At 43.0% G+C, this 22,750-nt stretch carries 21 protein-coding genes; 20 read left to right on the top strand and 1 reads right to left on the bottom strand.

All coding sequences use genetic code 11. From position 1 onward, the window contains the following. Positions 1–21 precede the first annotated feature (21 nt). From KKOR_RS11300 to rpmE, 3 genes are all read left to right on the top strand, one after another. Complete coding sequence (locus KKOR_RS11300; protein ID WP_015781263.1) at positions 22–876, top strand: fimbrial biogenesis chaperone; 855 nt, start codon at positions 22–24, stop codon at positions 874–876. A gap of 8 nt (positions 877–884) precedes the next feature. Then, positions 885–3,539, top strand: coding sequence for a carboxypeptidase regulatory-like domain-containing protein (locus KKOR_RS11295; RefSeq protein ID WP_228638628.1), 2,655 nt, complete (start codon positions 885–887; stop codon positions 3,537–3,539). A 143-nt stretch (positions 3,540–3,682) separates the two neighbouring features. After that, on the top strand, positions 3,683–3,892 hold the full coding sequence (gene rpmE, locus KKOR_RS11290) for a 50S ribosomal protein L31 (RefSeq protein WP_015781261.1): 210 nt from the start codon (positions 3,683–3,685) through the stop codon (positions 3,890–3,892). A gap of 73 nt (positions 3,893–3,965) precedes the next feature. Here the strand turns inward: rpmE and KKOR_RS11285 are convergent, their stop codons facing one another. Continuing rightward, entirely contained in the window at positions 3,966–6,569 is a 2,604-nt protein-coding gene (locus KKOR_RS11285; protein WP_187287320.1) for a penicillin-binding protein 1A, read from the bottom strand. 277 nt (positions 6,570–6,846) lie between these two features. On the opposite strand from KKOR_RS11285, the gene KKOR_RS11280 reads away from it, so the two are divergent. From KKOR_RS11280 to KKOR_RS11200, 17 genes are all read left to right on the top strand, one after another. Beyond that, complete coding sequence (locus tag KKOR_RS11280) at positions 6,847–7,914, top strand: pilus assembly protein PilM (RefSeq protein ID WP_015781259.1); 1,068 nt, start codon at positions 6,847–6,849, stop codon at positions 7,912–7,914. Continuing rightward, positions 7,914–8,489 (top strand): PilN domain-containing protein, encoded by a 576-nt coding sequence (locus tag KKOR_RS11275; protein ID WP_015781258.1) that lies wholly within the window; start codon positions 7,914–7,916, stop codon positions 8,487–8,489. Before KKOR_RS11280 ends, KKOR_RS11275 begins: the two co-directional genes overlap by 1 nt. Next, on the top strand, positions 8,489–9,118 hold the full coding sequence (locus tag KKOR_RS11270; protein WP_015781257.1) for a type IV pilus inner membrane component PilO: 630 nt from the start codon (positions 8,489–8,491) through the stop codon (positions 9,116–9,118). Before KKOR_RS11275 ends, KKOR_RS11270 begins: the two co-directional genes overlap by 1 nt. Beyond that, positions 9,115–9,675, top strand: coding sequence for a pilus assembly protein PilP (locus tag KKOR_RS11265; RefSeq protein WP_015781256.1), 561 nt, complete (start codon positions 9,115–9,117; stop codon positions 9,673–9,675). The genes KKOR_RS11270 and KKOR_RS11265 overlap by 4 nt, the downstream gene beginning before the upstream one ends. Positions 9,676–9,686: 11 nt before the next feature. Beyond that, the gene (locus KKOR_RS11260) at positions 9,687–11,792 is read left to right on the top strand and encodes a type IV pilus secretin PilQ (protein ID WP_015781255.1); all 2,106 of its coding nucleotides are present in this window, start codon (positions 9,687–9,689) and stop codon (positions 11,790–11,792) included. Positions 11,793–11,888: 96 nt separating this feature from the next. After that, entirely contained in the window at positions 11,889–12,413 is a 525-nt protein-coding gene (gene aroK / locus KKOR_RS11255) for a shikimate kinase AroK (RefSeq protein WP_015781254.1), read from the top strand. Between the two features lie 13 nt (positions 12,414–12,426). Then, entirely contained in the window at positions 12,427–13,509 is a 1,083-nt protein-coding gene (gene aroB / locus KKOR_RS11250) for a 3-dehydroquinate synthase (protein ID WP_015781253.1), read from the top strand. A gap of 12 nt (positions 13,510–13,521) precedes the next feature. After that, positions 13,522–14,751 carry an SPOR domain-containing protein gene (locus KKOR_RS11245; RefSeq protein ID WP_015781252.1) on the top strand — a complete coding sequence of 410 codons (1,230 nt, stop codon included), beginning with the start codon at positions 13,522–13,524 and terminating at the stop codon, positions 14,749–14,751. Between the two features lie 74 nt (positions 14,752–14,825). Continuing rightward, positions 14,826–15,893 carry a uroporphyrinogen decarboxylase gene (hemE, locus tag KKOR_RS11240; protein ID WP_015781251.1) on the top strand — a complete coding sequence of 356 codons (1,068 nt, stop codon included), beginning with the start codon at positions 14,826–14,828 and terminating at the stop codon, positions 15,891–15,893. 17 nt (positions 15,894–15,910) lie between these two features. After that, positions 15,911–16,909, top strand: a complete 999-nt coding sequence (locus tag KKOR_RS11235) for a hydrolase (RefSeq protein ID WP_015781250.1) — start codon at positions 15,911–15,913, stop codon at positions 16,907–16,909. A gap of 96 nt (positions 16,910–17,005) precedes the next feature. Beyond that, positions 17,006–18,388, top strand: coding sequence for a coniferyl aldehyde dehydrogenase (locus tag KKOR_RS11230; protein WP_015781249.1), 1,383 nt, complete (start codon positions 17,006–17,008; stop codon positions 18,386–18,388). A gap of 9 nt (positions 18,389–18,397) precedes the next feature. Continuing rightward, positions 18,398–18,985: a hypothetical protein gene (locus KKOR_RS11225; protein ID WP_015781248.1), complete on the top strand. Its 588-nt coding sequence runs from the start codon at positions 18,398–18,400 to the stop codon at positions 18,983–18,985. Further along, the gene (locus tag KKOR_RS11220; RefSeq protein WP_015781247.1) at positions 18,972–20,525 is read left to right on the top strand and encodes a GMC family oxidoreductase; all 1,554 of its coding nucleotides are present in this window, start codon (positions 18,972–18,974) and stop codon (positions 20,523–20,525) included. Before KKOR_RS11225 ends, KKOR_RS11220 begins: the two co-directional genes overlap by 14 nt. Before the next feature lie 41 nt (positions 20,526–20,566). Beyond that, positions 20,567–21,049: a pantetheine-phosphate adenylyltransferase gene (coaD, locus tag KKOR_RS11215; RefSeq protein ID WP_015781246.1), complete on the top strand. Its 483-nt coding sequence runs from the start codon at positions 20,567–20,569 to the stop codon at positions 21,047–21,049. 106 nt (positions 21,050–21,155) lie between these two features. Then, a complete protein-coding gene (locus tag KKOR_RS11210) occupies positions 21,156–21,416 on the top strand; it encodes a YfhL family 4Fe-4S dicluster ferredoxin (RefSeq protein ID WP_015781245.1) in 261 nt (86 codons plus the stop codon). Between the two features lie 86 nt (positions 21,417–21,502). Beyond that, positions 21,503–22,264: a patatin-like phospholipase family protein gene (locus KKOR_RS11205; protein ID WP_015781244.1), complete on the top strand. Its 762-nt coding sequence runs from the start codon at positions 21,503–21,505 to the stop codon at positions 22,262–22,264. A 101-nt stretch (positions 22,265–22,365) separates the two neighbouring features. After that, positions 22,366–22,737 carry a YkgJ family cysteine cluster protein gene (locus tag KKOR_RS11200; protein WP_015781243.1) on the top strand — a complete coding sequence of 124 codons (372 nt, stop codon included), beginning with the start codon at positions 22,366–22,368 and terminating at the stop codon, positions 22,735–22,737. Positions 22,738–22,750: the final 13 nt, after the last annotated feature.

Below are 22,750 nucleotides of genomic sequence, written 5' to 3'. Positions count from 1 at the left end.
TTCAAACTCAGTGAGCCAGATATGCATTCCCTTATTTTGAGATTAACCACATTACAAACTACTCTACTCGTCGCTATAGTTTTATTGTTTGGTGCAGAAGTTAATGCTGCACAGAATTTAGAACCAAAGTTAGCCATCTCCCCATCTCGAATCGAAATCTCTCCCGAGAAAAAATCCACAGAGAGTATTACTGTTTTGAATTTAGGCAGTAAACCGATGCAGGTAGAAGTTAATGTGCAAAACTGGGATTTTGATAACAATAACAATTACCGAGCATTGCCACCTAATGAGCAAAGTCTTGACCAGTGGCTAATCATTAACCCAGTACGTTTAACGATTCCTGCAAAGAGTCAGCAGACAGTGCGTCTAGCTGTTCGTCCGCGAGTCGAGCCCGAAGCCGGTGAACATCGAGCTATGGTGTTTTTCCGTCAGCTTAATGATCAAGGGAAAGATATCAATTTCAAATTTAATGTTGGCGTTCCTATCTATGCCTATTTTGGTGAAGTGGAACGCGAGGCTGATTTGTTGGGCATGGAATTTGATCCGATCAAGTTGCAATTTGTGTTTGATATCGCCAGTAAAGGAAATGCCTATGTGCGTCCAGAAGGAGTCTTTATCGCGATGAAAGCCTCAATTGCAGGAACTGATGAAGAGATTCTTGAGCGTTTAGATTTAAATAAAATGACCGTTGATAATCTGGGAGCTTTAGCGGGTGGCAAACTGGCTGCTAAACCTGTTTTTGCAGGAACTAGACGTCAGATTACTTCGCCTGTACCGATAAAAGAAATTTTAAATGAGCCTTATGTTGTGGCAATTAAGGCTACTGTCGGTGATCGTGCTATTCAAGAGATATATCGAATTAATATTGGGGAATAAGCTTAACCTTGAAAACGATTTTATGGACAAAATTGATTTTGTCAGGTGTGTTATTGTGCGCGCCTTTGTTGGTATATTCTCAAGAGCAAACAGACGCCTTTATTGATAGCTCATCAAAAGACCCTCTTGATTTACATCGCCCAGTAAACATACAAAACGGTTTATTTGATGCGGCAAGCCAAGGTGCCGGTGGTGGGCGCTCTTATGGCTTTCGCAAAATTCTGGTCGGGCTTGAAGTCAATAACCAGGAAGTCCTGGTGCTGGATATTGTCCAAACAGAAAGCGACTACCTGGTCCCTATCAAAGAAGTATTCCCGGTTATTCAAGCAAGCTACACTTTAGAGCATGGCATCTTGACCATTCGCGTGCCCGGCAGTGAGGTCGAAATGTCTTCACGCGTAACCTACCGCATTGATGGCGAGTTGTGGGCTTCGCTTGGTACTTTGAATGAATATTTAAAAGTTAATGCACGTTTTGATCCAGCTAAATATGCAGTGACATTTTTGCCTCCCTGGCAAGAAGAACAAAAAAAAGGCAAAGCTCCAGCAGAGTCCTTAGAGGTTGAATTCGGTCCCGACCCTTTCAGTGTGCGTCAAGTTCGTTTGTCGCATGAAGTGTTAGGGGTTGAAAAAAATGATGAAGCATTAGAATTTGATATTTTCAGCGAACGAAGTGAGTTAGTGGCTACCGGCTCTGCTTTTGAAGGTTCATGGTTGGTCGATGCTGAAAAATTAAATGACAATCAATGGAAGCTAGATGATTATTTTTGGACAAAGCGAACTGATAATCATCAGTGGTTATTAGGTAAACAAACCATTAGTCCCTCCGTTATTTCTCCAGCGGTCACTTTAACTGGTGGGCAATACTTCTACAGTAACCAGTCTATCCCTTATAACGCTTATCAAGATATCTCTCAGTCGAGTTTTTTTCGCGAGTTAGGTAACTCAGTTCAACGGATACGCGGGACGGCTGAGCCAGGGGCAATAGCTGAGTTATATGTTAATAATCAGCTTGTTAGCGAAACCTTTGTCCGTCTCGATGGTACTTATGATTTTGGTGAATTCAGAACTGAGTCGAGTTTATTTAATGATATAGAAGTTGTCATACTTGACCCAGTAAACCGTTCGGAATTGGAGCGCCAATTAAAAACCAGAGCCAGCTCAGATTATTTATTGAGTGAAGGGCAGATTGTCACCAGTGTTGCACTCGGCCGTAAAGGCAACTGGCTCGATCCTGATTATATCAATCAGGGTGAGGCTGGAATGTTTTTATATCGTTATGGGATAACGGATAGCACCACAGTAGAGGCTGGTTATTTGCTTGACGATACATCTGTTACCACCACTGGGATCGTATCATCATTAGGTAATAATTTTGTAGGTGCTTTGCGAAGCGCGAACAGAAATGATGCAACAGCCATTCAGTTAGAGCTTGATGGTTTTGGGAAAAATTGGCGGTTGGCCACATATGTACGAGAAGAAGAGGCCAACTTTTATGAAGGCAAGGATGAAAAAACTACCTCTGCAAACGGCTACTATTATTACACTCCGGATCCTTCATTACGCTTGGAGTTGTTGGGCCGGTACCAGGAAACTGGTAATGAAGTCAGTTATGTCAAACCTGGTATATTTTATAGTCCTACCTATAACTTCTCGATAGGTACTCGACCTGATTCTGATGGGGATTATCGTACAGAGCTTTTTTATCGTCCTTCTCAGGATTCGCGATTTCGTATAACACATAAACCAGAAGAGCAGACGGGTAGGTTTGAGTGGAATGCCTCGGACAATGTAAATGGTTATATGTCCGGTCGCATGTATAAGGATACCATCGGCGAACGTGCTTATGAGAATACCATCATCGAACAAGCAATAGGGTTTTATTGGTATCCCAAAGACTGGACAGACTATAAACAATTTAGGTTTGAGCTAAATCATTCTAATGAGTATGGGGTAGGCGTATTCACTGAATACCGTACACAGCTGATGCCAGGTGTCTATTTTGATTTGAGACTGCGTGATGCTGATCCTCAGTTTGATGGAGGCTTATCCGCTTTTGCCAGAATTTCAATGGACTTCACAGTAGCAAAGGGTAGTTTTGTACCTAGCAATAATAGGCTCGCTTATAATACAGCGGGAACTATTGCTGGGACTCTTCAAACAGATGGCGATTGTTCGCAGCTGGAGCATGTCAGTGTATTACTGAATGGTGCTGCTTATAAGGTTCCAGTTAAAGCCTGTACTTTCTATCTTGATTACGTCACTCCCGGATTATACAAAATTATGCTGGATGGCGAATTTATGCCAATTGATATGGTGCCGGACTCGAAAAGTCATGTGATAAAAGTTGCGCCATCTTCTGTCACTCATGTTAAGTTTAATGTTAAATCCGAGTACAGTGCTATGGGGCAACTGAAGTCAGCAAGTGGTCAGGCTTTATCTCATGTCAGGTTGACGCTATTTAATGATAAAGGAGAGATCATGACCGAAACCTTGACCGACCAATTTGGCTATTATCGGATTGATGGGTTAACTAACGGAAATTACACGGTTAGCGTGGTAGGTATCGGTGGTCAAAAACTAGCTGAAAGAACCTTTACTATTGATGGTGACTTCCTGTTTGGCTTGGATATTCTGTTGCCGCCTTCGCTACCAAGGCAGTAGTTGTAGGGCTAATTAGCCGGCGTTAAGTCTTGATCTAAAGGGGTTCTAGGCGTATGATCCCGCTTCTTTAAATTCTTGAGTGGTGTTTGGCGCAGCAATAAGGCTGTTGCCCGAATGGCGACTCGTAACAAGAGATCTATATTATGAAACAAGGTATCCACCCAGATTATAAAATGGTAACTGCAACTTGCAGTTGCGGTAATGTTATTGAAGTTGGTTCAACTGGTTCAGATGTAAACTTGGACGTATGTTCAGCTTGCCACCCTTTCTATACTGGTAAGCAGAAAATGGTTGACTCAGGCGGTCGTGTAGATCGCTTCCGTAAGCGTTTCGGTAGCCGTAAATTAAACTAAGCAATAGCTTGTTTAAGAAGATAATAAAAAAGGCACTGTAAAGTGCCTTTTTTTATGCTTCGAGAAATGAGGGCTAGAAAATAGAGTCAGGATCTGCGGGCTCTTGGGTCTCTTGTTGCTTGTCTTCAGTTTCATTTAAAAGCTGATTTAATTCTTCATCCAGCTGTTTTTCCAGCTCTTCCGTTGATGAGTTTTCTGTAGCCGACCTTCTTTCTTCAATCAAACGCATAAGCTCATCATCAAATAGCTCATCCATTGGTTGCCGTTCTTGCTGATTGCTATTGTAAATAGTATTAAAGTCTTCCGAATCTTGTGAAGCAACTTCGGTCGGGACATTATCATCGCGGAAAAACTCAAAGATACCATTGCTTTGACCCAAGGCTGCCAGTTTACCTGTCGTTGGGTCAATTTTGGTCGATACAACACCCGGCGGCTGTATCATTTCTTTGGAGGGAGTGCCTTCTAGAACCTGCTCCATGAAGGTTGCCCAGATGGGTAATGCTGCACGGCCACCATATTCATATTGGCCTAAGCTACGGCGGTGATCAGAAAAACCAACCCAGGCACTAGCAACCACTTCTCGGTTAAAGCCGGAGAACCAGGCATCTTTATAGTCATTAGCAGTTCCGGTTTTACCTGCAAGATCATGACGCTTAAGTAGCGAGCTGTTACGTCGCGCTAATTGAGTGGTTGCGGTACCACTATGAATAACATCCTTCATCATGTCGTAAATTATGAAGGCGTCCCTAGGGTCAATTACCTGTTTGGCAATCCTCTCTTCAGGCATAGGTAGTGCCGGTTCATTACGAATTTCAGGCGAGAACCTTTGCTCACGAATTTGATTCTCGATACGTATTTGTTCACATTCATCACACACCAGCATAGGGCTGGCCTGGTATAAAATATCACCGACGGAAGAACTAACTTCCTGAATATAGTAGGGGTCAACCTGGTAACCGCCATTGGCTAGAACAGAGTAGGCTGAAGCCATCTCCAGCGGGGTAAAGCTGGCGGTGCCCAATGCTAATGATTGATAAGGGTCCATATGTTCATCAGGCAGACCAATTTGAACGAGGAACTGTTCCGTATAATCTGCACCTACGGCATCAATTAAACGAGTTGAGATAGTATTGATTGAGCGTTTTAATCCCACACGTAAGCGTGTTGGGCCATTGTATTTTAAATTATCATTCTGAGGGCGCCAGACTTCATCAATCGATTCGTTGACCCGCACATAAGGTGCATCATTAACCAAGCTTGCCGCGGTAAAACCTTTTGAGAAAGCGGCAGCATAAATAAAGGGTTTGATGTTGGAGCCGGGTTGACGGCGTGCCTGTGTAACCAAGTTGAACTTGTTTGATGAAAAATCAAACCCGCCAACAAGTGCAGTAATTGAGCCATTATGGGGATTAAGAGCGACAAAGCCGGCTGAGACTTCAGGGACCTGGCTTAAATGCCACTCTTCTTCCGACACCTGAAGAACTCGAACTATGCTACCGGGACTGACAATATCTGTGGCCTTTTCTGGCTTATTGCCAATGCGTGAATCGCTAATAAATTTTGCTGCCCACTCAAGCCCCGTCCACTCAATTGTCAGTATTTGGTTATCTTTGGTAAGTACTTCAATAGATTTATCAGCAACATTAAGTACTACTGCAGGGATTAAAGGCCCTACTGTGGGAGTGCTCTCAAGCAGCGTTATCAGCTGGTCTGTTGCATTGGCATTAAAATCTTCTATAACTAATTCGGGGCCTTTGTAACCATGACGATGGTCATACTCTATAAGTCCTTGTCGCAACGCTTCTTTAGCAACTTTCTGCTGCTGAGAATCTATGGTTGTTTTAACAATTAAGCCTTGGTTATAGGCAACATCGCGGCCAAACTTGTCAATGACCTCTATACGGGCCATTTCAGCAACATAGGGTGCATCTAAGTCAAGATCCGCAGTGTGTTTGGTTGCAGTTAACGGAGTCGAAATAGCCGCTTCGTAGGCTGCCTGATCAATGTAATCCTCGCTGAACATGCGACTTAATACTAAATTGCGGCGCTGAAAGGCTCTTTCTGGATTTGAGATAGGATTATAGGCTGACTCGCCTTTTAGTAGTCCGGCCATCATAGCGGCTTCAGGTAAGGTTAAATCTGTAAGCTCTTTACCGTAATAAACTTGTGCCGCTGCCCCCAGGCCATAAGCTCTATGGCTGAAATGAACTTTATTTACATAAATTTCGAGGATTTCTTCTTTGCTGAGCTCCTCTTCCATCTTGATGGCAAGGAACATTTCCACCAGTTTTCTTTGTAGACGCTGATCACGAGTTAAAAACATATTTCTCGCCGTCTGCATTGTTAAAGTACTAGCACCTTCGGAAAATTCACCACTAAAGAGTGCGACTTTAAGAACCCTGAGCAAACCTTGAATATCAACACCACTATGTTCAAAAAAACGTTGATCTTCTGTTGCAATTAGCGCATTAATAAAGTCTTGGGGAACTTGTTCCAGTTCGACTGGAATTCGGCGGACGTCACCATATTCACCGATCAACTTCCCGTCGGCGGTATAAATACGCATTGGTGTCTGAAATTTTACATTCTTTAAAGAATCAATCGCAGGCACTTGTGGCGCTGAAAAGAGATAAGCGCCAAGAACGATTAAAACCATAAATATTGTGAGTAGACTCACAAAAAAGGCTAATTTCTTCAATATATTGATGGTCATTTTTTCAGAAAGTTCTATTGTAGGCTGTAAAAGCTCGGGAATTAATTGAGCACCAGTATACCTTTTTCTAAAAAAAAGGCTGAATTTTTTTGTAAATCAGTGTAAATATAGTATCTTAGAGACGTTAGTTAATAAAAAAGTTTAACTTTCGTGTTGAAAAAGTATTCGCTTTTTGGGGACAAGTCTAAGATAGATAACGCATAGGGAAGATGTTGAACCAACTTAATGAGGCATAGGATTTATGGTTCTGGGGTTATTCAAAAAGAAACAATTACCGGTAATCGGTATCGATATCAGTTCGACTGCTGTCAAAGTGCTCCAGCTTGGTAAAGTGGGCAATCGCTACAGAGTTGATAGATATGCGGTAGAGCCATTGCCACAAGGTGTGGTGGTTGAGCGCGATATTCGTGATACTGAAGCTGTGGGCAATGCGATCAAAAAAGCGGTCGATAAAGCTCGCACCACTACAAAATACGCTGCTGTAGCCGTTTCGGGCTCCGCAGTAATCACTCGTTCTATCCAGATGGAAAAAGGACTGACTGACCTAGAGATGGAGGATGTCATCAAGGTTGAAGCTGACCAATACATTCCTTATCCATTGGAGGAAGTTAATCTGGACTTCCAGGTATTGGGCGACTCTGAAGTCAATGATAACCAGGTGGATGTGCTATTAGCTGCGTCTCGAAGCGTGAACGTTGATTCTCGCGTTGATGCGTTGGAAATAGCTGGACTGATTCCAAAGGTAGTTGATATTGAGGCTTACGCTATTGAACGGGCATATCAGTTAACTAAAAAGAAAACAGTCGACCATATAGAAAATTCAGTGGTAGCCATTGTTGATATTGGCGCGACCATGACCAGCCTGAATGTTTTGCGTAATGGCCAGGTTATATACAACCGTGAACAATTATTCGGTGGTAACCAGTTAACAGAAGAAATTCAAAGTCGTTATGGGTTGTCATATCAAGAAGCGGGTTTAGCTAAGAAGCAAGGTAGCTTACCAGATGATTATGAAACAGAAGTCCTGATTCCATTTGCTGAAATTATTACTCAGCAAGTGGGTAGAGCTTTGCAGTTCTTCTTCTCGGCAAGTGAGTTTAATTCAGTTAACGAAATTATCTTAGCGGGTGGTTGTGCTTCCATTGATGGCCTCGATGGCATGATTCAGGAGCACTTGGGAACTCCGACTCGTGTTGCTAACCCTTTTGCTGAGATGTCGATTTCTTCTCATGTGAACACTCAGGCTTTAAGTGCGGATGCTCCAGCAATGATGATTAGCTGCGGACTAGCACTAAGGAGTTTCGACTAATGGCACGCATTAACTTACTCGATTGGCGTGAGGAGTTACGCCAGGAACGACAAAAAGAATTCTTTATAACGTTATTTTTGATGGCTATTTTAGCCGGTATGATTTGGTTCTTGGTGAATACTGTTATGTCATCAAGAATTGATAATCAGCAAGTACGTAACGACTTTTTGGAAACAGAGCTCAGGCAGCTTGATCGTCAGATACAGGAAATTAATAAGCTAGAAAAGCAGCGTGAAGAGTTGATTAAACGGATGGATTTGATTCAGGGCTTGCAGCAAAGCCGTCCTGAGGTGGTTCGTATGTTTGATGAATTGGTCCATGTTGTGCCTGAGGGTATTAATTTGACCAGTTGGGAGCGAAAAGGAATTAATTTGACCTTTACGGGCCAAGCGGAAACGAACCCTCGAATTTCTGAATTTATGCGCAAGATGGATGCAGCTGAGCGACTAGATACCAAGTCATTGAGAGATGTTAATAAAGAGAACAAAGGCATACCGGCACAAATATTCGTGTTGGAAGCTGAGCAGCAAACACCTGGCCTTGAAAATAATGGGCAACAGGAAGGAGGTCAATAATGGCTGATTTAAGTCAATATCAAGACTTTAATAATATTGGGTCGTGGCCGCTTCCAGGTAAAATCTTTGTTATTGTGGCCGTGATGTTAGTTGTATTGGGGGCGGGCTACTACTTTGATACAAGACATCAAATTAGTGAGCTAGAATCTAAGCAGACTAAAGAAGGTCAGTTAATCGAGGAGTTTAAAACCAAGTACAAAAAAGCTGCCAACTTACAGGCTTATAGAGACCAGATGGCTGAAATGCAAGAAACCTTTAAAGGGTTGCTGCAACAGTTGCCCCGTAATACGGAAATACCAGGGCTTTTAGATGAAATTTCTTATGCGGCAACGGGGGCAGGTGTAGAGCTACTATCTCATAAGTATTTAGATGAGGTTAAACAAGAGTTTTATATCGAAAAGCCAATCCAAATTTTAGCAACTGGCAGTTATCATCAAATTTCAGACTTCGTCAGTCGCATTTCCGGCTTACCTCGAATTGTAACTTTGCATGACTTTAAAATTGAGCCTTTACGCTCAGGTGCAAATAACAGAAGAGGTTCTCAACCGGATTCGGAGGGGGCAGAGCGCTTAAGCTTCAGTGTACTTGCCAAAACTTATCGTTATGAATCAGAGGATGAGCAGCAGTGAGTTACCGTAATAACAAAATAGCAACCCTGTTAGGGTTATCAGTAATGATGGGGCTGCTTGCAGGTTGTGAGGATGCTGACTTATCCAGCCTGCAGGCAGAGGTTCAACAGATAAAAGATGATACTCCGACGAGTGTGCCTCCGTTGCCAGAAGTGAAGCCATATGAGCCATTCTCTTATTCGGCATCGGATATGCGTAGTCCGTTTGCAAGGTTAGATCCTGAATTTGAAAGTCGACTTCTGCAAATTGATGCGGACTGTGTTTCAGATATCAAGCCGGATCCAAACCGCCGCAAACATGAGTTAGAAAAATTTGGTCTTGATGCGTTGCAGTATGTTGGCCTAATTTCAAATAGCAAAGAACACCGCGGTCTGATTAAGATTTTAAGTGGTGACAGTGCAGGCGTAATACAACCTGTCCATGAAGGTGAGTATTTAGGCTTAGATGATGGGCGCATCACTAAGATTGATAGCAACCAAATTACCATTGAAGCCATCGTTCCCAATGGTCGTGGGTGTTGGGAAGCTCGCACACAATACCTTGTCTTAGGGCAGTAGGGGGCTGAACTATGAATAATGCAAACCATTTATGGACAAACAAGTCACAATTAGGTAAATCGACTATGTTGACAAAGACTACTACATTTATAAAAAGCTGTTCGGTGTTCGCTGTTGCGATGCTCGTATCCTTTGGCGCTAAAGCCAGCCAGCTTGAATCTATCAATTACAATGTTCTGCCGGGCGATAAGGTGCAGCTGAGAATGACTTATTCAGATGTCCCTCCGACGCCTCAGGAGTTTACAACTGCAAATCCGGCGAGAATCTCTATGGACTTTGAGGGTGTTGACTCTGGCTTGGACTTTAAGACTAAAGACATTGGTGTCGGTGTTGTGAACTCTGTAACCGCAATTCAGGCGCAGAACAGAACTCGAGTAGTTATCAACCTCTCGCAATTGGTTACTTATAACAGCCAAATTGAAGGTTCTGACTATGTTGTGACATTAGATCAAGGAAGTATTGCTACATCAGACTCTTCGAGCAGATCGGTAAGTCGCCAAACTAGCTCAGGCTCTGGCTATGATATTTCAGGGATTGACTTCCGCCGTGGAGTAAATGGCGAAGGTCGTGTTTTGGTAAATCTTGGCGATCCTAATGTTTCGGTTGATTTGCGTCAGGAAGGGCGAACAGTTATTGCTGATTTTATGGGCGCTGACATTGATCCTGCCTTTGTTCGTCGTCTTGATGTTATAGATTTTGGTACCCCTGCCCAAATCGTTGAAACATCAACTCGCGGTAATGTTGTAAGGTTAGCAATCAGAGCTAATGATAACTTTGAGTATTTAGCGTACCAGGCAAATGATCAATATACCATTGAGTTGAAGCCACTTACTCAGCAAGAAATTGAAAAGCGTGAGCGCGAGAAGCCAACTTATACAGGCGAAACTTTAACCCTGCAATTCCAAGACATGGACCTAAAAGCTATCTTGCACACATTAGGGGACTTTGCTGGCATCAACATTGTTATCAGTGATGATGTTCAAGGCTCAATGGCACTAAACCTTGTCAATGTGCCATGGGACCAAGCGTTAGACATCATCCTTAAATCTAAAGGTTTGGGTAAGCGTCAAGAAGGTAATGTCATGATGATTGCTCCAGCCGATATCATTGCTCAACGTGAACAGCAAGAACTGGAAGCAAATAAGCAGCAAGAAGAATTAGCCCCACTACGTACTGAGCTAATTCAGGTCAATTATGCTAAAGCTGCAGAAATTGCCGCTATCCTGCAGGCCGGCCTTGGTGGTGGTTCAGGCGATGGAAAGTCAGTGGGTATTTTATCTGAGCGTGGATCGGTAACTACTGATCAAAGAACTAATACTATATTGGTCCAAGATGTCTCGACAAAAATTGAGGATGTTCGTCGCTTGGTGGCACAGCTTGATATTCCAGTGAGACAGGTGCTAATTGAAGCACGAATCGTTACTGCAGATGACGGCTTTGCCCGCGATCTTGGTTCTCGCTTTGGTGTCAGTGATGTGATGAACTCAGGTGAAGTTAATGGTGACTTTAACGTTAATTTACCAATTGCTAATCCTGCTGGTTCATTAGGGTTATCTTTTGCCAGACTGCAAGATGGTATCGTGGTTGATATGGAGCTGTCTGCACTTGAATCAGAGAACCGAGGTGAAGTGGTTGCAAGTCCGAAGGTCATAACTGCAAACCAGAAAGAAGCGTTCATTAAAGCAGGTGAAGAAATCCCATATTTGCAAGGGGCTTCTTCAGGTGCTGCAAACGTGCAGTTTAAAGAAGCAGTGCTGGAGTTGAAGGTAACTCCGCAAATTACTCCTGATGGTCGTGTAATTCTTGACTTGGCTATCACACAAGACACTCGTGGTGAAAATGTGATATTTACTAGCCCTGATGGTGGTGGTAGCTCTGGTGCTCCGGCAATAAATACTCAAGAGATTGGTACCCAGGTCTTAGTTGATAATGGCGAAACAATTGTATTGGGTGGTATCTTCCAGCATAGAACAACGTATGATGAGTCAAAAGTGCCGTTGTTAGGGGATATTCCTTTGTTAGGCTGGTTATTCAAAAATACTCAGCGCGAGGATACGAAACAAGAACTGCTTATTTTCGTAACGCCAAAAATTATTGAGCAGGGCTTGAAAAACTAATCCCTCGTACCCAATTACTGAAAACCCAGGTATAATTCGCACGCCTGGGTTTTTGGTTTTTCTCTGTTTTGGCAATCGAAGAGTTCAAAAAATACAATGAAAGGTAAGCGCAATATCTTTTTAGTGGGCCCGATGGGTGCCGGTAAAACTACAATTGGCAAGCAATTAGCCGAGATTTTGAAGCTGGAGTTTGTGGATAGTGACCATGAACTTGAGGAACGCACCGGTGCGCCTATTGACTGGATCTTTGATATAGAGGGCGAGGATGGCTTTCGTCAAAGAGAAGAGGTCGTATTGGAAGAGTTAACACAGCGTCAAGGCATTGTGTTAGCTACCGGTGGTGGTGCTATAGTTTCAGATAAAAGTCGAAACTTTCTAGCTGCAAGAGGCGTGGTGGTTTACCTAGAAACCTCTATTGAGCAACAATTAGAAAGAACCCGACGTGATAAAAGACGACCATTGATTCAAAACGATAATCCACGCGAAACATTAGAGGCATTAATGAAAGAGCGTGAGCCACTGTATTTGGAAATTGCAGATTTAACCGTTGCAACCAATATCAGCTCTGTTAAGTCTGTGGCTAAAGAAATCGTTGAGTTGATGGAACAACCTATAGCTTAAAAGCCATAAGCCATTGAAAAATATTGACTTATCTTTTGCAGCAGAACAATCTCATTACAAGATTCTCATAGGTGAAGATCTTTTAAAACAAGAGATCTTCACCGACATATTAAAAAGTGACACTGTCTTTATCGTTTCAAACGAAACTGTTGCTCCTCTCTATTTAGATACCCTCAAGCAGGCACTTAGCGACTATCGGGTGCACACCTATTTACTACCTGATGGTGAAAAATTTAAAACACTAGACTCTTGGCAACTATTATTGCATCGAATGATTTCAGTCCCGTTGCGTAGAAATGATACTGTTATTGCCTTGGGTGGAGGGGTCATCGGTGATATAGCAGGTTTTGCGGCAGCTACTCTTAATCGTGGAATGGCGATTATCCAAGTCCCTACTACATTATTATCTCAGGTTGACTCATCAGTTGGAGGTAAGACCGCCGTCAATCACCCTTTAGGTAAAAATCTTATTGGCGCGTTTCACCAGCCAAGCTTGGTTGTCTCCGATATCTCTACTTTGAGCAGTTTGCCAAAGAGAGAATTCCTTTGCGGAATTAGTGAGATCGTAAAAGCCAGTATTATTGCAGATAACGATTTCTTTGAGTGGTTAGGTGAAAATTCGCAATCTATTTTATCACTTGAAAATAATGTTTTGGCTGACATGATAGAAAGGGCTTGTAGAATTAAAGCTAATATAGTTGCTATGGATGAAAAAGAACAAGGAGTTCGTTCCTGGTTAAACCTAGGTCATACATTTGGGCATGCTATTGAAACCTGCGCCGGATATGGTGGGCTACTACATGGAGAGGCCGTTTCCATAGGGATGTGTCTTGCTGCTAAATTTAGTCATGAGCAACAGTACTTATCATTATCAGACAAGCAGCGGATCCTAACTTTAATCGAACAGTTTGGTTTGTCTACTAGAATCCCTGCACATTTAAAGGCAGCAGACCTGGTGAATGCAATGCGCTTAGATAAAAAGAATACTAGTGAAATGCTAACGCTTGTTTTGCCAGAAAAAGTGGGGCAGGTTATGATTGATAGAGCAGTACATACCATAGAAGTAGAACAGTTTTTAATCAAAGAAATGAGCTAAGCGATCATAATCATGGCACTTCAACCGACAAAGAGTAAAAATCCTTTTGGCAAAGAGCAGAGAGTACTGTTTTTACCTGAAAGTTGGAAGCGACTAATTTCGGTGACCCGCCATAAGGCTATTAACAGCGGCTACACTTTAGTAGAAGCTGAGTTTGGTGCAGGCAAAAGTACTTTTGGACTGATACTTGAAAAGCGCCTGCTTCTTGATGAATCTGTTGATTGTCAGAGAGTGCAAGTTCATCCTTTAAGCACCTATGACCAGATTTATAACCAGCTTCCAAAAGATCGTAAAAGACCTGTGGTGGTGGTGGTTGATGATGCGCACGAAGCTTCAACCAGCCTTCTGGTACATTTGACTGAGCCAAAGGAGAATGTTTTTTGGCTGTTGCTAGGTGAAGCCGGAACCAGTGAGCGAGTTTCTGACTTTTATAATAATCACGTTATGTTGCCACTGTTTACAAAGCAAGATTGCTATGAGTTTCTATTAAAACAATTGCATGGTCGACCTAAAATGATGCAATTGTCGCAAATGCAGAGTGATACCATCTGGTATGCTTCAAAAGGCTTACCAAAGTATATAATTGAACAGGCTGAGAAAAGTATACAGAGGCTTGTCAGCGGATATGAAAGTAATGAGTCTTTTGAAAAAGCTGATAAAGGCTGGTGGACGACCGCTATATTGGCTGTTGCAGTACTAGCATTTGTGATAGCTCTTTTCGTAACGGACTCAGAAGAATCTAAGCCAACAAACTTACAGAATCAGAATTTGCAGGTCATTGAAGAGACTCCGGACGAAACTTCAGAGCTTGAAAAAGATGCAAATCAAACGATCTCTGACTCAAATAAATCTGAGCAACTTCAGTTAGAAAGTGAAGCGGCAGATCCGATTGCAAAGATAGCTTTGTCAGAACCCGAGCCGGTCCCAACAGAATTAGTAGTTGTTGCAAAGCCTGAGTTTGAACAATGGTTCGAGTCGCAGTCTCGTGATCACTACAGCGTTCAACTTTACTCGAATACTAAACAATTGGCGGCTGATGAGTTTCAACATTCCTTGGACCTGGCTGACAGTTATGTCTATAAAGCAACAGTCAATGATGAAGTTCGCTACCGAGTATTATGGGGTTCTTATGCTACTCGAGCAGAAGCAGAGCAAGCCATTTCATCACTTCCTAAGCGTATCTTAAATCAACAACCATGGATCAGGCCTTTTTCAGCTATTGCTAATGAGATAAGTCAGTAAAATAGCAGATTGGGCTGTTTTAGCTTGTTATAACCTTTATAATGGCATCATGACAATGGCGAACTGACAATACTATGAGCCACCCGCTAAAAAACGATCGTTACCTTAAAGCCTGTTTACAACAACCCGTCGATAGAACCCCCATTTGGATGATGCGCCAAGCAGGACGTTATTTGCCTGAATATCGTCAATTGCGTGCTGAAGCGGGTAGTTTTATGGATTTATGCACCAATCCTGAGTTGGCGTGTGAAGTCACATTGCAACCATTGCGCCGTTATCCGCTTGATGCAGCCATTCTTTTTTCGGATATTCTAACTATTCCGGATGCTATGGGTTTAGGGCTGTATTTCACTCCAGGGGAAGGTCCCGCTTTCCATAAACCTGTAAGAACAAAAGCGGATGTTACTGCGTTGCCTATTCCGGATCCCAACCAGGAACTCAAGTATGTCACCGATGCAGTGGCAACGATTCGTCGTGAACTCAAAGGCGATGTGCCATTAATTGGTTTCTCGGGTAGCCCGTGGACATTGGCCACTTATATGGTGGAGGGTGGTACCACGAAGAATTTTTCCGAAGTTAAAGGCATGATGTACAGCGATCCTGCTGTGATGCATCAGTTGCTGGATAAATTAGCCGACTCAATAATATTATACCTAAACGCACAAGTTGAATCAGGCGCACAGGCGTTGATGATTTTTGACACTTGGGGCGGTGTGTTAAGTCCGAGAGATTATCAGGAGTTTTCACTGCGTTATATGCAGAAAATTGTTGATGGTTTGAAGCGTGATCACGAAGGTCATAAAATTCCAGTAACCTTGTTTACAAAAGGTGGTGGAGCATGGTTGGATATAATGGCAGTAACAGGATGTGATTGTTTGGGTGTCGATTGGACCACAGATTTAGCTGATGCAAGAGCTAAAGTTGCCGGTAAGGTAGCACTGCAGGGCAATATGGACCCATCCATACTGTATGCCGAGGACGACCGTATTCGTGACGAAGTGGCGACGATCCTGGCGAGCTATGGAAAAGGGTCTGGACATGTATTTAATCTAGGTCATGGTATACACCAAACGGTTGACCCTGCTAAAGCAGGAGTATTTATTAATTCAGTACACCAGTTGAGTAAGCAATATCATTCATAACAGTAAAGTAAATCAGTATGCGCAAGGAAAGTGACTTCAATCCGCCATGGTGGCTTAGCAACCGTCACCTGCAAACTTTCTGGGCTCCACTGAGTCCTAAAATTCCATTACCTAAGCTCCACCGCCAAAGAGTGGAGCTTGAGGATGGAGACTTCATTGATATTGACTGGTTGAACCCTAATCGAAATGCACCAACTGTAGTCTTGTTACACGGTCTGGAGGGGGGTATCGATTCGCCGTACTTGCGCAGAATGTTATTCAAAATCCATCAGCGTCGTTGGCGTGGTGTGTTGGTATATTGGCGTGGCTGTAGTGGCGAAATGAACCGGCTTGATAAGACCTACCACTCGGGGCGAAGTGAAGACTTGCAGCAGGTCTTGCAGCATATAGAGGCTGAAATTAAAGCTAAGAAAAATGGCGAGCTTCGAAACAAAAAGATATTTGTTACTGGTTATTCACTAGGTGCCAACGTACTATTGAAGTGGCTTGGTGAGCAGGGGGATAAAGCTAATATTACTGCGGGTTGTGCTGTTTCAACGCCGTTCGACTTATCTATATGTGCTGATTCAATCGACCAAGGGTTCTCGAAAATTTATAAGCACTATCTGCTGACAGCGCTTAAACGTAAAGTAGCCGCCAAATTTGAACCGGCCGAACTATTGAAAAAACTGAATTTAACCTTAAAAGATTTAATGCTCATAGGATCATTCAGAGAGTTTGATGATCGGGTGTCATCGCGCCTCAATGAGTTTGAAGATGCTGAAGATTATTATCGACAATCATCGAGCATTAATTATTTAAAAACCATTACCAAACCTGCTTTAATTTTACATGCACAAGATGATCCTTTTATGGCGCCAGAGATCATTCCAAGCGATGAGCAGATGGCTGATTGTTTAGAGTTAAGAGTTAGCTCACACGGAGGCCATGTTGGTTTTGTCAATGAGGTCAGTATCGGTAGTGCCAGTTTCTTCCTGGAAAAAACTATTCTTGAGTACTTTGATCGCTTTCTTTAGTCACTGAAGTGAAGTTTTACTTGATCTGAATTGTTTATAGATTTCCATTCAAAATTTGCTATGCTGAGTTCATTCTAAATTATATGAAGTATAGCAATGGAACAGGTATTTAGTCATTTCAAGCAATTAGCCTTTGAGCAGTCCTATCCTGCTATCCAAGAACGCCGTAGAGTGTTAAAACAATTAAAAAAAATGCTACTCAAACATGAGCAGTCTATTATTGAGGCCATTGATAAAGATTTTTCTTACCGCGAACCATTTGAAACTCAGATTGCTGAAATATTTCCCTCTATAAAAGCCATCCAACATGCTTATAACAATATCACTAGCTGGATTCAACCAGAAAAAAGGAAGGTAAGTATCTGGTTTAAGCCGGCATCAGCTAGCGTTATGTTTCAACCGTTAGGCGTGGTTGGTATCATTGTTCCCTGGAACTACCCACTCTACCTTGCCATAGGTCCCATTGTGGCGGCTATTGCTGCGGGCAATAGGGTGATGGTCAAGATGTCAGAGTTTACCCCAAGTTTTAGTCAGTTATTCGCAGAGCTTTGCGATAAATATATCGCTAAAGGATGGATCAGTGTTGTTAATGGCGACGCCGAAGTTGCAGCGAATTTTGCTGCCTTACCTTTTGATCATATTTTATTTACTGGCTCAACAGATATCGGCAAGAAAGTGATGGCGGCTGCAAGCAAGAATTTAACACCGGTAACGCTGGAGCTGGGTGGTAAATCACCTACTATTATTGATGAAGGTTATCCACTTGAGAAAGCCGTTGAGAAATTATTATTTGGTAAGTTACTTAATTCGGGGCAAACTTGCCTGGCTCCAGATTATCTTTTTGTGCACCAGTCGCATCAAGAAGAATTTGTTAATACCTGTAAATCCGTGGCAAACAGACTTTATCCTGACTGGAAGCGTAGCAACTATACGGCAATGATAAATAATAAGCAGTGGGAGCGCCATCAAGCACTACTGGATGATGCCAAAGAAAAAGGTGCTGACTTTGTGCCACTGTTTTGTAACTCTGAAACTACCGGAAGAAAACAGCCACCACATATAGTTCTTGGTGCAACGGATGATATGTTAATTATGCAACAAGAGATATTCGGACCTTCATTACCTGTATTCTTTTTTGATTCTTTCGATGAGATTATCAAATCCATAAAGCAGCGACCTCGTCCATTAGCATTGTATCTTTTGTCAAATGATAAGAATCACTTTCATAGGCTGATGACCGAGACTCATTCAGGTGGCGTCACAGTAAACGATACCATCTTACATGTCAGTCAGGAAAACCTGCCTTTTGGTGGTATTGGTCCCAGTGGAATGGGGCATTACCATGGTGTTGAGGGTTTCAAAACTTTTTCTCATGCTAAGAGTATCTTTAAGCAATCTCGATTCGCCAGTTCTAAGTTGATTTACCCGCCTTATGGTAAGCTCAGTAAATTGCTTTATCGACTAATGAGAGGTCGGTAAAAGAAATTAATGATGAAGAATAACGATACTCCTGGAGTAAATAAAACCCGCCGGACAATTCTTAAAAGTTCTTTGTGGGGTAGCCTGGCCTTCGCTTCAGGGATCAGTATTTGGCAGTTGTCATTAACAGAGTCTGTCGAAGCACTGGAAGGTGATGACTACCCTTATCGATTTCTAACCCTTGATGAGCGGATGCTTTTATGGGCGCTCATTCCTGCTTATCTTTATCCTGCTGTGCAGCAAGGTGACGATAATTTAAAGTTTGTCATATTACAAAATATTGATGGCGCAATTAGCGGTTTGCCTCAATCAACACAAGATGAATTAAGGCAACTCTTTAGCCTGCTTAGTTTCCAGTTAAGTAAAGCTCTAGTTGCGGGAATTTGGACACGCTGGAATAAAGCCAGCATAGATTCATTACAGTTTTTCTTGGCTAGTTGGCAAGAGAGCTATCTAGCACTGTTACGTACGGGGTATCTTGGTCTGCATCAAATTATAGTAGGTTCTTATTATGGTGAGCCAATGAGCTGGCAGTCGATTGGTTACCCTGGCCCGCCTCAATTAAATTTACCCGAATCATTTTATGAAGACTTCTAGTGCAATAGACGCTGCATACTTACAGCAAAAAAAACTTTCGGCTGATGTAGTGATTATTGGTAGTGGTGCTGGGGGTGGGGTTAGTGCCGAAATATTTGCTCAAGCAGGTTATCGGGTTTTGCTGATTGAAGAAGGGCCTCTCAAGACGGCTCGTGATTTTAAAATGCGAGAAAAGGATGCTTATCCGCAACTCTATCAAGAATCAGCTGGTCGTAAGACATTAGATAAAGCGATCAATATTTTGCAAGGGCGTTCGGTTGGTGGATCAACTACGATTAACTGGACCACTAGTTTTAGAACACCTGAGCAAACCCTGCTTCATTGGAAAAGCAATTTTGGCATAGAAGCTCATAATCAAAAAACGCTTGCTCCCTGGTTTGACACAATGGAACAGCGATTGAATATTGAGCCTTGGCAGGTACCAGCCAATGAAAATAATCAAACCATTGCTAATGGGGCAGAAAAGTTGGGCTGGTCTCACTCAGGCATCGCACGAAACGTAAAAGGCTGTGCTAATTTGGGCTATTGCGGTCTGGGCTGTCCCATCAATGCGAAGCAGTCGATGCTAACAACGACCATCCCCGCGGCTCTGAAAGCTGGAGCGCAGCTAATTTACAAAGCCAGGGTTGAGCGAATTAATTATCAGAAAGATAAAGTGACCGGTTGTGAGCTGGTGGCGATGGATGACTTTGGTCAGCCAATTGCCAATCGCAAGGTTAGTGTGACAGCACCATTAGTTATATTAAGCGCTGGCGCTATTGGGTCGCCGGCTGTTCTGCTTCGCTCACAGGTTCCTGACCCCAATAAAGTCATTGGCAAAAGAACTTTTTTGCATCCAACCGTCATTAGTGCGGCAATTATGCCTGAAGCCGTTAATGGCTACGCCGGAGCTCCACAAAGCATTTACAGCGATCATTTCTTATGGCCAGATAGCGAAGACATGGGCTTTAAGATTGAAGCTGCTCCGCTTCATCCGCTATTAACCTCAACAGTATTAACAAGCTTTGGCCAACAGCATTTTGATTTAATGCAGCAGTTCCCCAATATTCAAGGTTCGATCGCTTTGCTGCGTGATGGCTTTGATGAGCGTAGTGTCGGTGGGGAAGTTATTCTGGATGACTATGGTTTTCCAAAGTTGAAATATGAGCTCAACGATTACTTCTGGCGTAGCGCGCGCCAAGCTTTGCTGGCGATGGCTGAAATGCAGTTTGCTGCAGGCGCAGAGAAGGTATTGCCACTTCACCTTTATTCGCAGCCCTATACCGACTGGCAGCAGGCAAAGTCAGCTATAGAAGAACTTCCTATGGAGTCACTCAAGGCTCTGGTATTCAGTGCTCACGTTATGGGTGGTTGCGCTATGGGTAGCGATAAGGCGCGTTCTGTGGTTGACGAGACGGGACGTTTCCACCACCTCAAAGGACTCTATATCTTTGACGGCTCAATTTTCCCCACTAGCATAGGTGCTAATCCGCAGTTGTCCATTTATGCTCTGGTAGCAAAGCTAGCCAGTCAGTTGGCTGCAACCTCTAGGATTTCATGAAGCTTTTCAGTAAGATGACCTTTTGATCTAGTGTCAATCTTATGAAGAAAACTGTTTTATACCCAGGGACTTTCGATCCCATCACTAAAGGCCATATGGATCTGGTCAATCGTGCCTGTCGTTTATTCGACAAGGTGATTATTGCGATTGCACATAGTCCATCCAAAAAACCGTTATTCAGTCTTGACGAGCGGGTCGATATGGTGCGCATGATCTTTGCCGATAACCCGCAGGTAGAAGTGTTGGGGTTTCGTGGATTATTAGCTAATTTTGCTAAAGAGAACAGTGCGATAGCTATTCTGCGTGGTATACGTGCGGTGTCGGACTTTGAGTTTGAATTTCAGCTGGCGAATATGAATCGTCATCTGGACCCTGATCTGGAATCAATATTCTTAACCCCGTCTGAAAAATATTCCTATATTTCATCATCGCTGGTGCGCGAAGTCGCGTCTCTAGGTGGGGATATTTCTGCATTTGTAGATGAGCGTGTGGAACAGGCGCTTTTGGACAAGTTTAAGTCTTGATTCACAAGCTTTATATACAAAAATATTATGGCTTGAACACTCGAACTTGGACGTTATATAAGCGATAATAGTAGAGTGACTTGCGTAATAGAGATTAACGATCCTTATGGCATTAAAAATTACTGACGAATGTATCAACTGCGATGTTTGTGAGCCGGAGTGTCCCAATGAGGCGATTTATCAGGGCGAAGAGATCTACGAGATCGACCCTGATAAATGCACCGAGTGTGTAGGGCACTATGATGAGCCACAATGTCAGCAGGTGTGTCCGGTGGATTGTATTCCATTAGATGAAGAGCACCCAGAAACAAATGAAGAATTGATTGTTAAGTATGAAAAGCTAACGGGCAATAAGTTTGTTGGATAATGTTATCTGTGCAGAAACGACAGGGCGACGATAGTCGCCTTTTTTGACTGACACTCTGAATGATTCTCTCAAAGAATATACTCTGAATGTCTAATCCCCTCCTCAAAGAATGGCTTTCAGAACAACCATTTACCCTGACTCTCTCCTCAGGTTTTTTTGGTTTTTTTGCTCATGCTGGGTTAATGCAAGCCTTGGAAGAGGCTCAGCTGTTGCCAAAAAAGTTAACCGGTTCAAGTGCGGGCGCTCTGATTGCCGGATGTTGGGCGGGCGGTATGAGCTCAGATAATATTAAAACACTTCTATTTAGTCTGAAGCGTTCTGACTTTTGGGATCCCGGATTAGGGTTGGGGTTGCTAAAAGGTGACAAATTTCGCCAGCTACTTAAAGATGCTTTGTCGGCCAATAATTTTGCAGATTGTCGTGCAAAGCTGGTGCTGTCGGCATATTCAATGGATAGTAAGCTGACACGAGTCTTACAAAGTGGCGATTTGGTTTCGGCTATATATGCTTCCTGTGCGATCCCCTTTATGTTCCAGCCCATTGTTATTGATGAGCATCGCTTGCTGGATGGTGGTATTCAAGATAGACCCGCTCTTCAAGGAACTGAGCAGGGCGAGCGGATTTTTTATCATCACATAGCCTCCAAATCTCCTTGGCGTCGAAAAAATGACTCTGCGATACAGGTGCCAGCTCGTGACAACTTAACCAGTCTGGTTATCCATGATTTGCCTCGTTCAGGACCATTCAAATTAGAAGTAGGACAAATTGCTTATCGGAAAGCTTATACTGCAGCTCAACGGGCATTGGAGATGCCGATCATTGATGGCAATGTCAGTGTAGTACCTTAGGCTTTTGTATTAATCTTTAAAAGACTTGTAGACAGTATTCTCCTGGCTCATTTAGAATAAGATCTCTTTTACTGTGTGACTGTTTGGCGTCCTGTTGAGCGATGAGCACGAATCCTTGTATGACCTGTGGCGCATGTTGCGCAACTTTTCGCGTATCTTTTTATTGGGGTGAAACCACTCTGGCGCCCTATGGGCAAGTTCCAGCTGAATTAACAGAGAAAATCAGCCCACAACGTGTCTGTATGTCGGGTACGCAGGCTTCCAATCCGCGCTGTGTGGCATTGACTGGAACGGTAGGTAAAGACGCGACTTGCAGCATTTATAACGATAGACCAAGCCCTTGTAGGGATTTCGACATTAATTTTGAAGGTGTCAATCCGGCCTGCGATCGAGCTCGGTCACGCTATGGATTGGTGCCGATTCATGTGGTGCAGATAGAGCCAGGAAACAACGATTTTGAGATTGTTGCCTAAAGGTGATGGTGGT

The sequence above is a fragment of the Kangiella koreensis DSM 16069 genome (assembly GCF_000024085.1).
GTDB lineage: Bacteria > Pseudomonadota > Gammaproteobacteria > Enterobacterales > Kangiellaceae > Kangiella > Kangiella koreensis.
This window is presented reverse-complemented; position numbering and strand designations above follow the sequence as displayed.

Coding starts and splice junctions, on each gene's coding strand:
- KKOR_RS11260 (WP_015781255.1), top strand. CDS start 9,687: ATGAATAATGCAAACCATTTATGGACAAACAAGTCACAATTAGGTAAA.
- KKOR_RS11280 (WP_015781259.1), top strand. CDS start 6,847: ATGGTTCTGGGGTTATTCAAAAAGAAACAATTACCGGTAATCGGTATC.
- KKOR_RS11300 (WP_015781263.1), top strand. CDS start 22: ATGCATTCCCTTATTTTGAGATTAACCACATTACAAACTACTCTACTC.
- KKOR_RS11270 (WP_015781257.1), top strand. CDS start 8,489: ATGGCTGATTTAAGTCAATATCAAGACTTTAATAATATTGGGTCGTGG.
- coaD (WP_015781246.1), top strand. CDS start 20,567: ATGAAGAAAACTGTTTTATACCCAGGGACTTTCGATCCCATCACTAAA.
- aroK (WP_015781254.1), top strand. CDS start 11,889: ATGAAAGGTAAGCGCAATATCTTTTTAGTGGGCCCGATGGGTGCCGGT.
- KKOR_RS11205 (WP_015781244.1), top strand. CDS start 21,503: ATGTCTAATCCCCTCCTCAAAGAATGGCTTTCAGAACAACCATTTACC.
- KKOR_RS11230 (WP_015781249.1), top strand. CDS start 17,006: ATGGAACAGGTATTTAGTCATTTCAAGCAATTAGCCTTTGAGCAGTCC.
- hemE (WP_015781251.1), top strand. CDS start 14,826: ATGAGCCACCCGCTAAAAAACGATCGTTACCTTAAAGCCTGTTTACAA.
- KKOR_RS11275 (WP_015781258.1), top strand. CDS start 7,914: ATGGCACGCATTAACTTACTCGATTGGCGTGAGGAGTTACGCCAGGAA.
- KKOR_RS11225 (WP_015781248.1), top strand. CDS start 18,398: ATGATGAAGAATAACGATACTCCTGGAGTAAATAAAACCCGCCGGACA.
- KKOR_RS11210 (WP_015781245.1), top strand. CDS start 21,156: ATGGCATTAAAAATTACTGACGAATGTATCAACTGCGATGTTTGTGAG.
- KKOR_RS11235 (WP_015781250.1), top strand. CDS start 15,911: ATGCGCAAGGAAAGTGACTTCAATCCGCCATGGTGGCTTAGCAACCGT.
- KKOR_RS11200 (WP_015781243.1), top strand. CDS start 22,366: ATGAGCACGAATCCTTGTATGACCTGTGGCGCATGTTGCGCAACTTTT.
- KKOR_RS11245 (WP_015781252.1), top strand. CDS start 13,522: ATGGCACTTCAACCGACAAAGAGTAAAAATCCTTTTGGCAAAGAGCAG.
- rpmE (WP_015781261.1), top strand. CDS start 3,683: ATGAAACAAGGTATCCACCCAGATTATAAAATGGTAACTGCAACTTGC.
- KKOR_RS11220 (WP_015781247.1), top strand. CDS start 18,972: ATGAAGACTTCTAGTGCAATAGACGCTGCATACTTACAGCAAAAAAAA.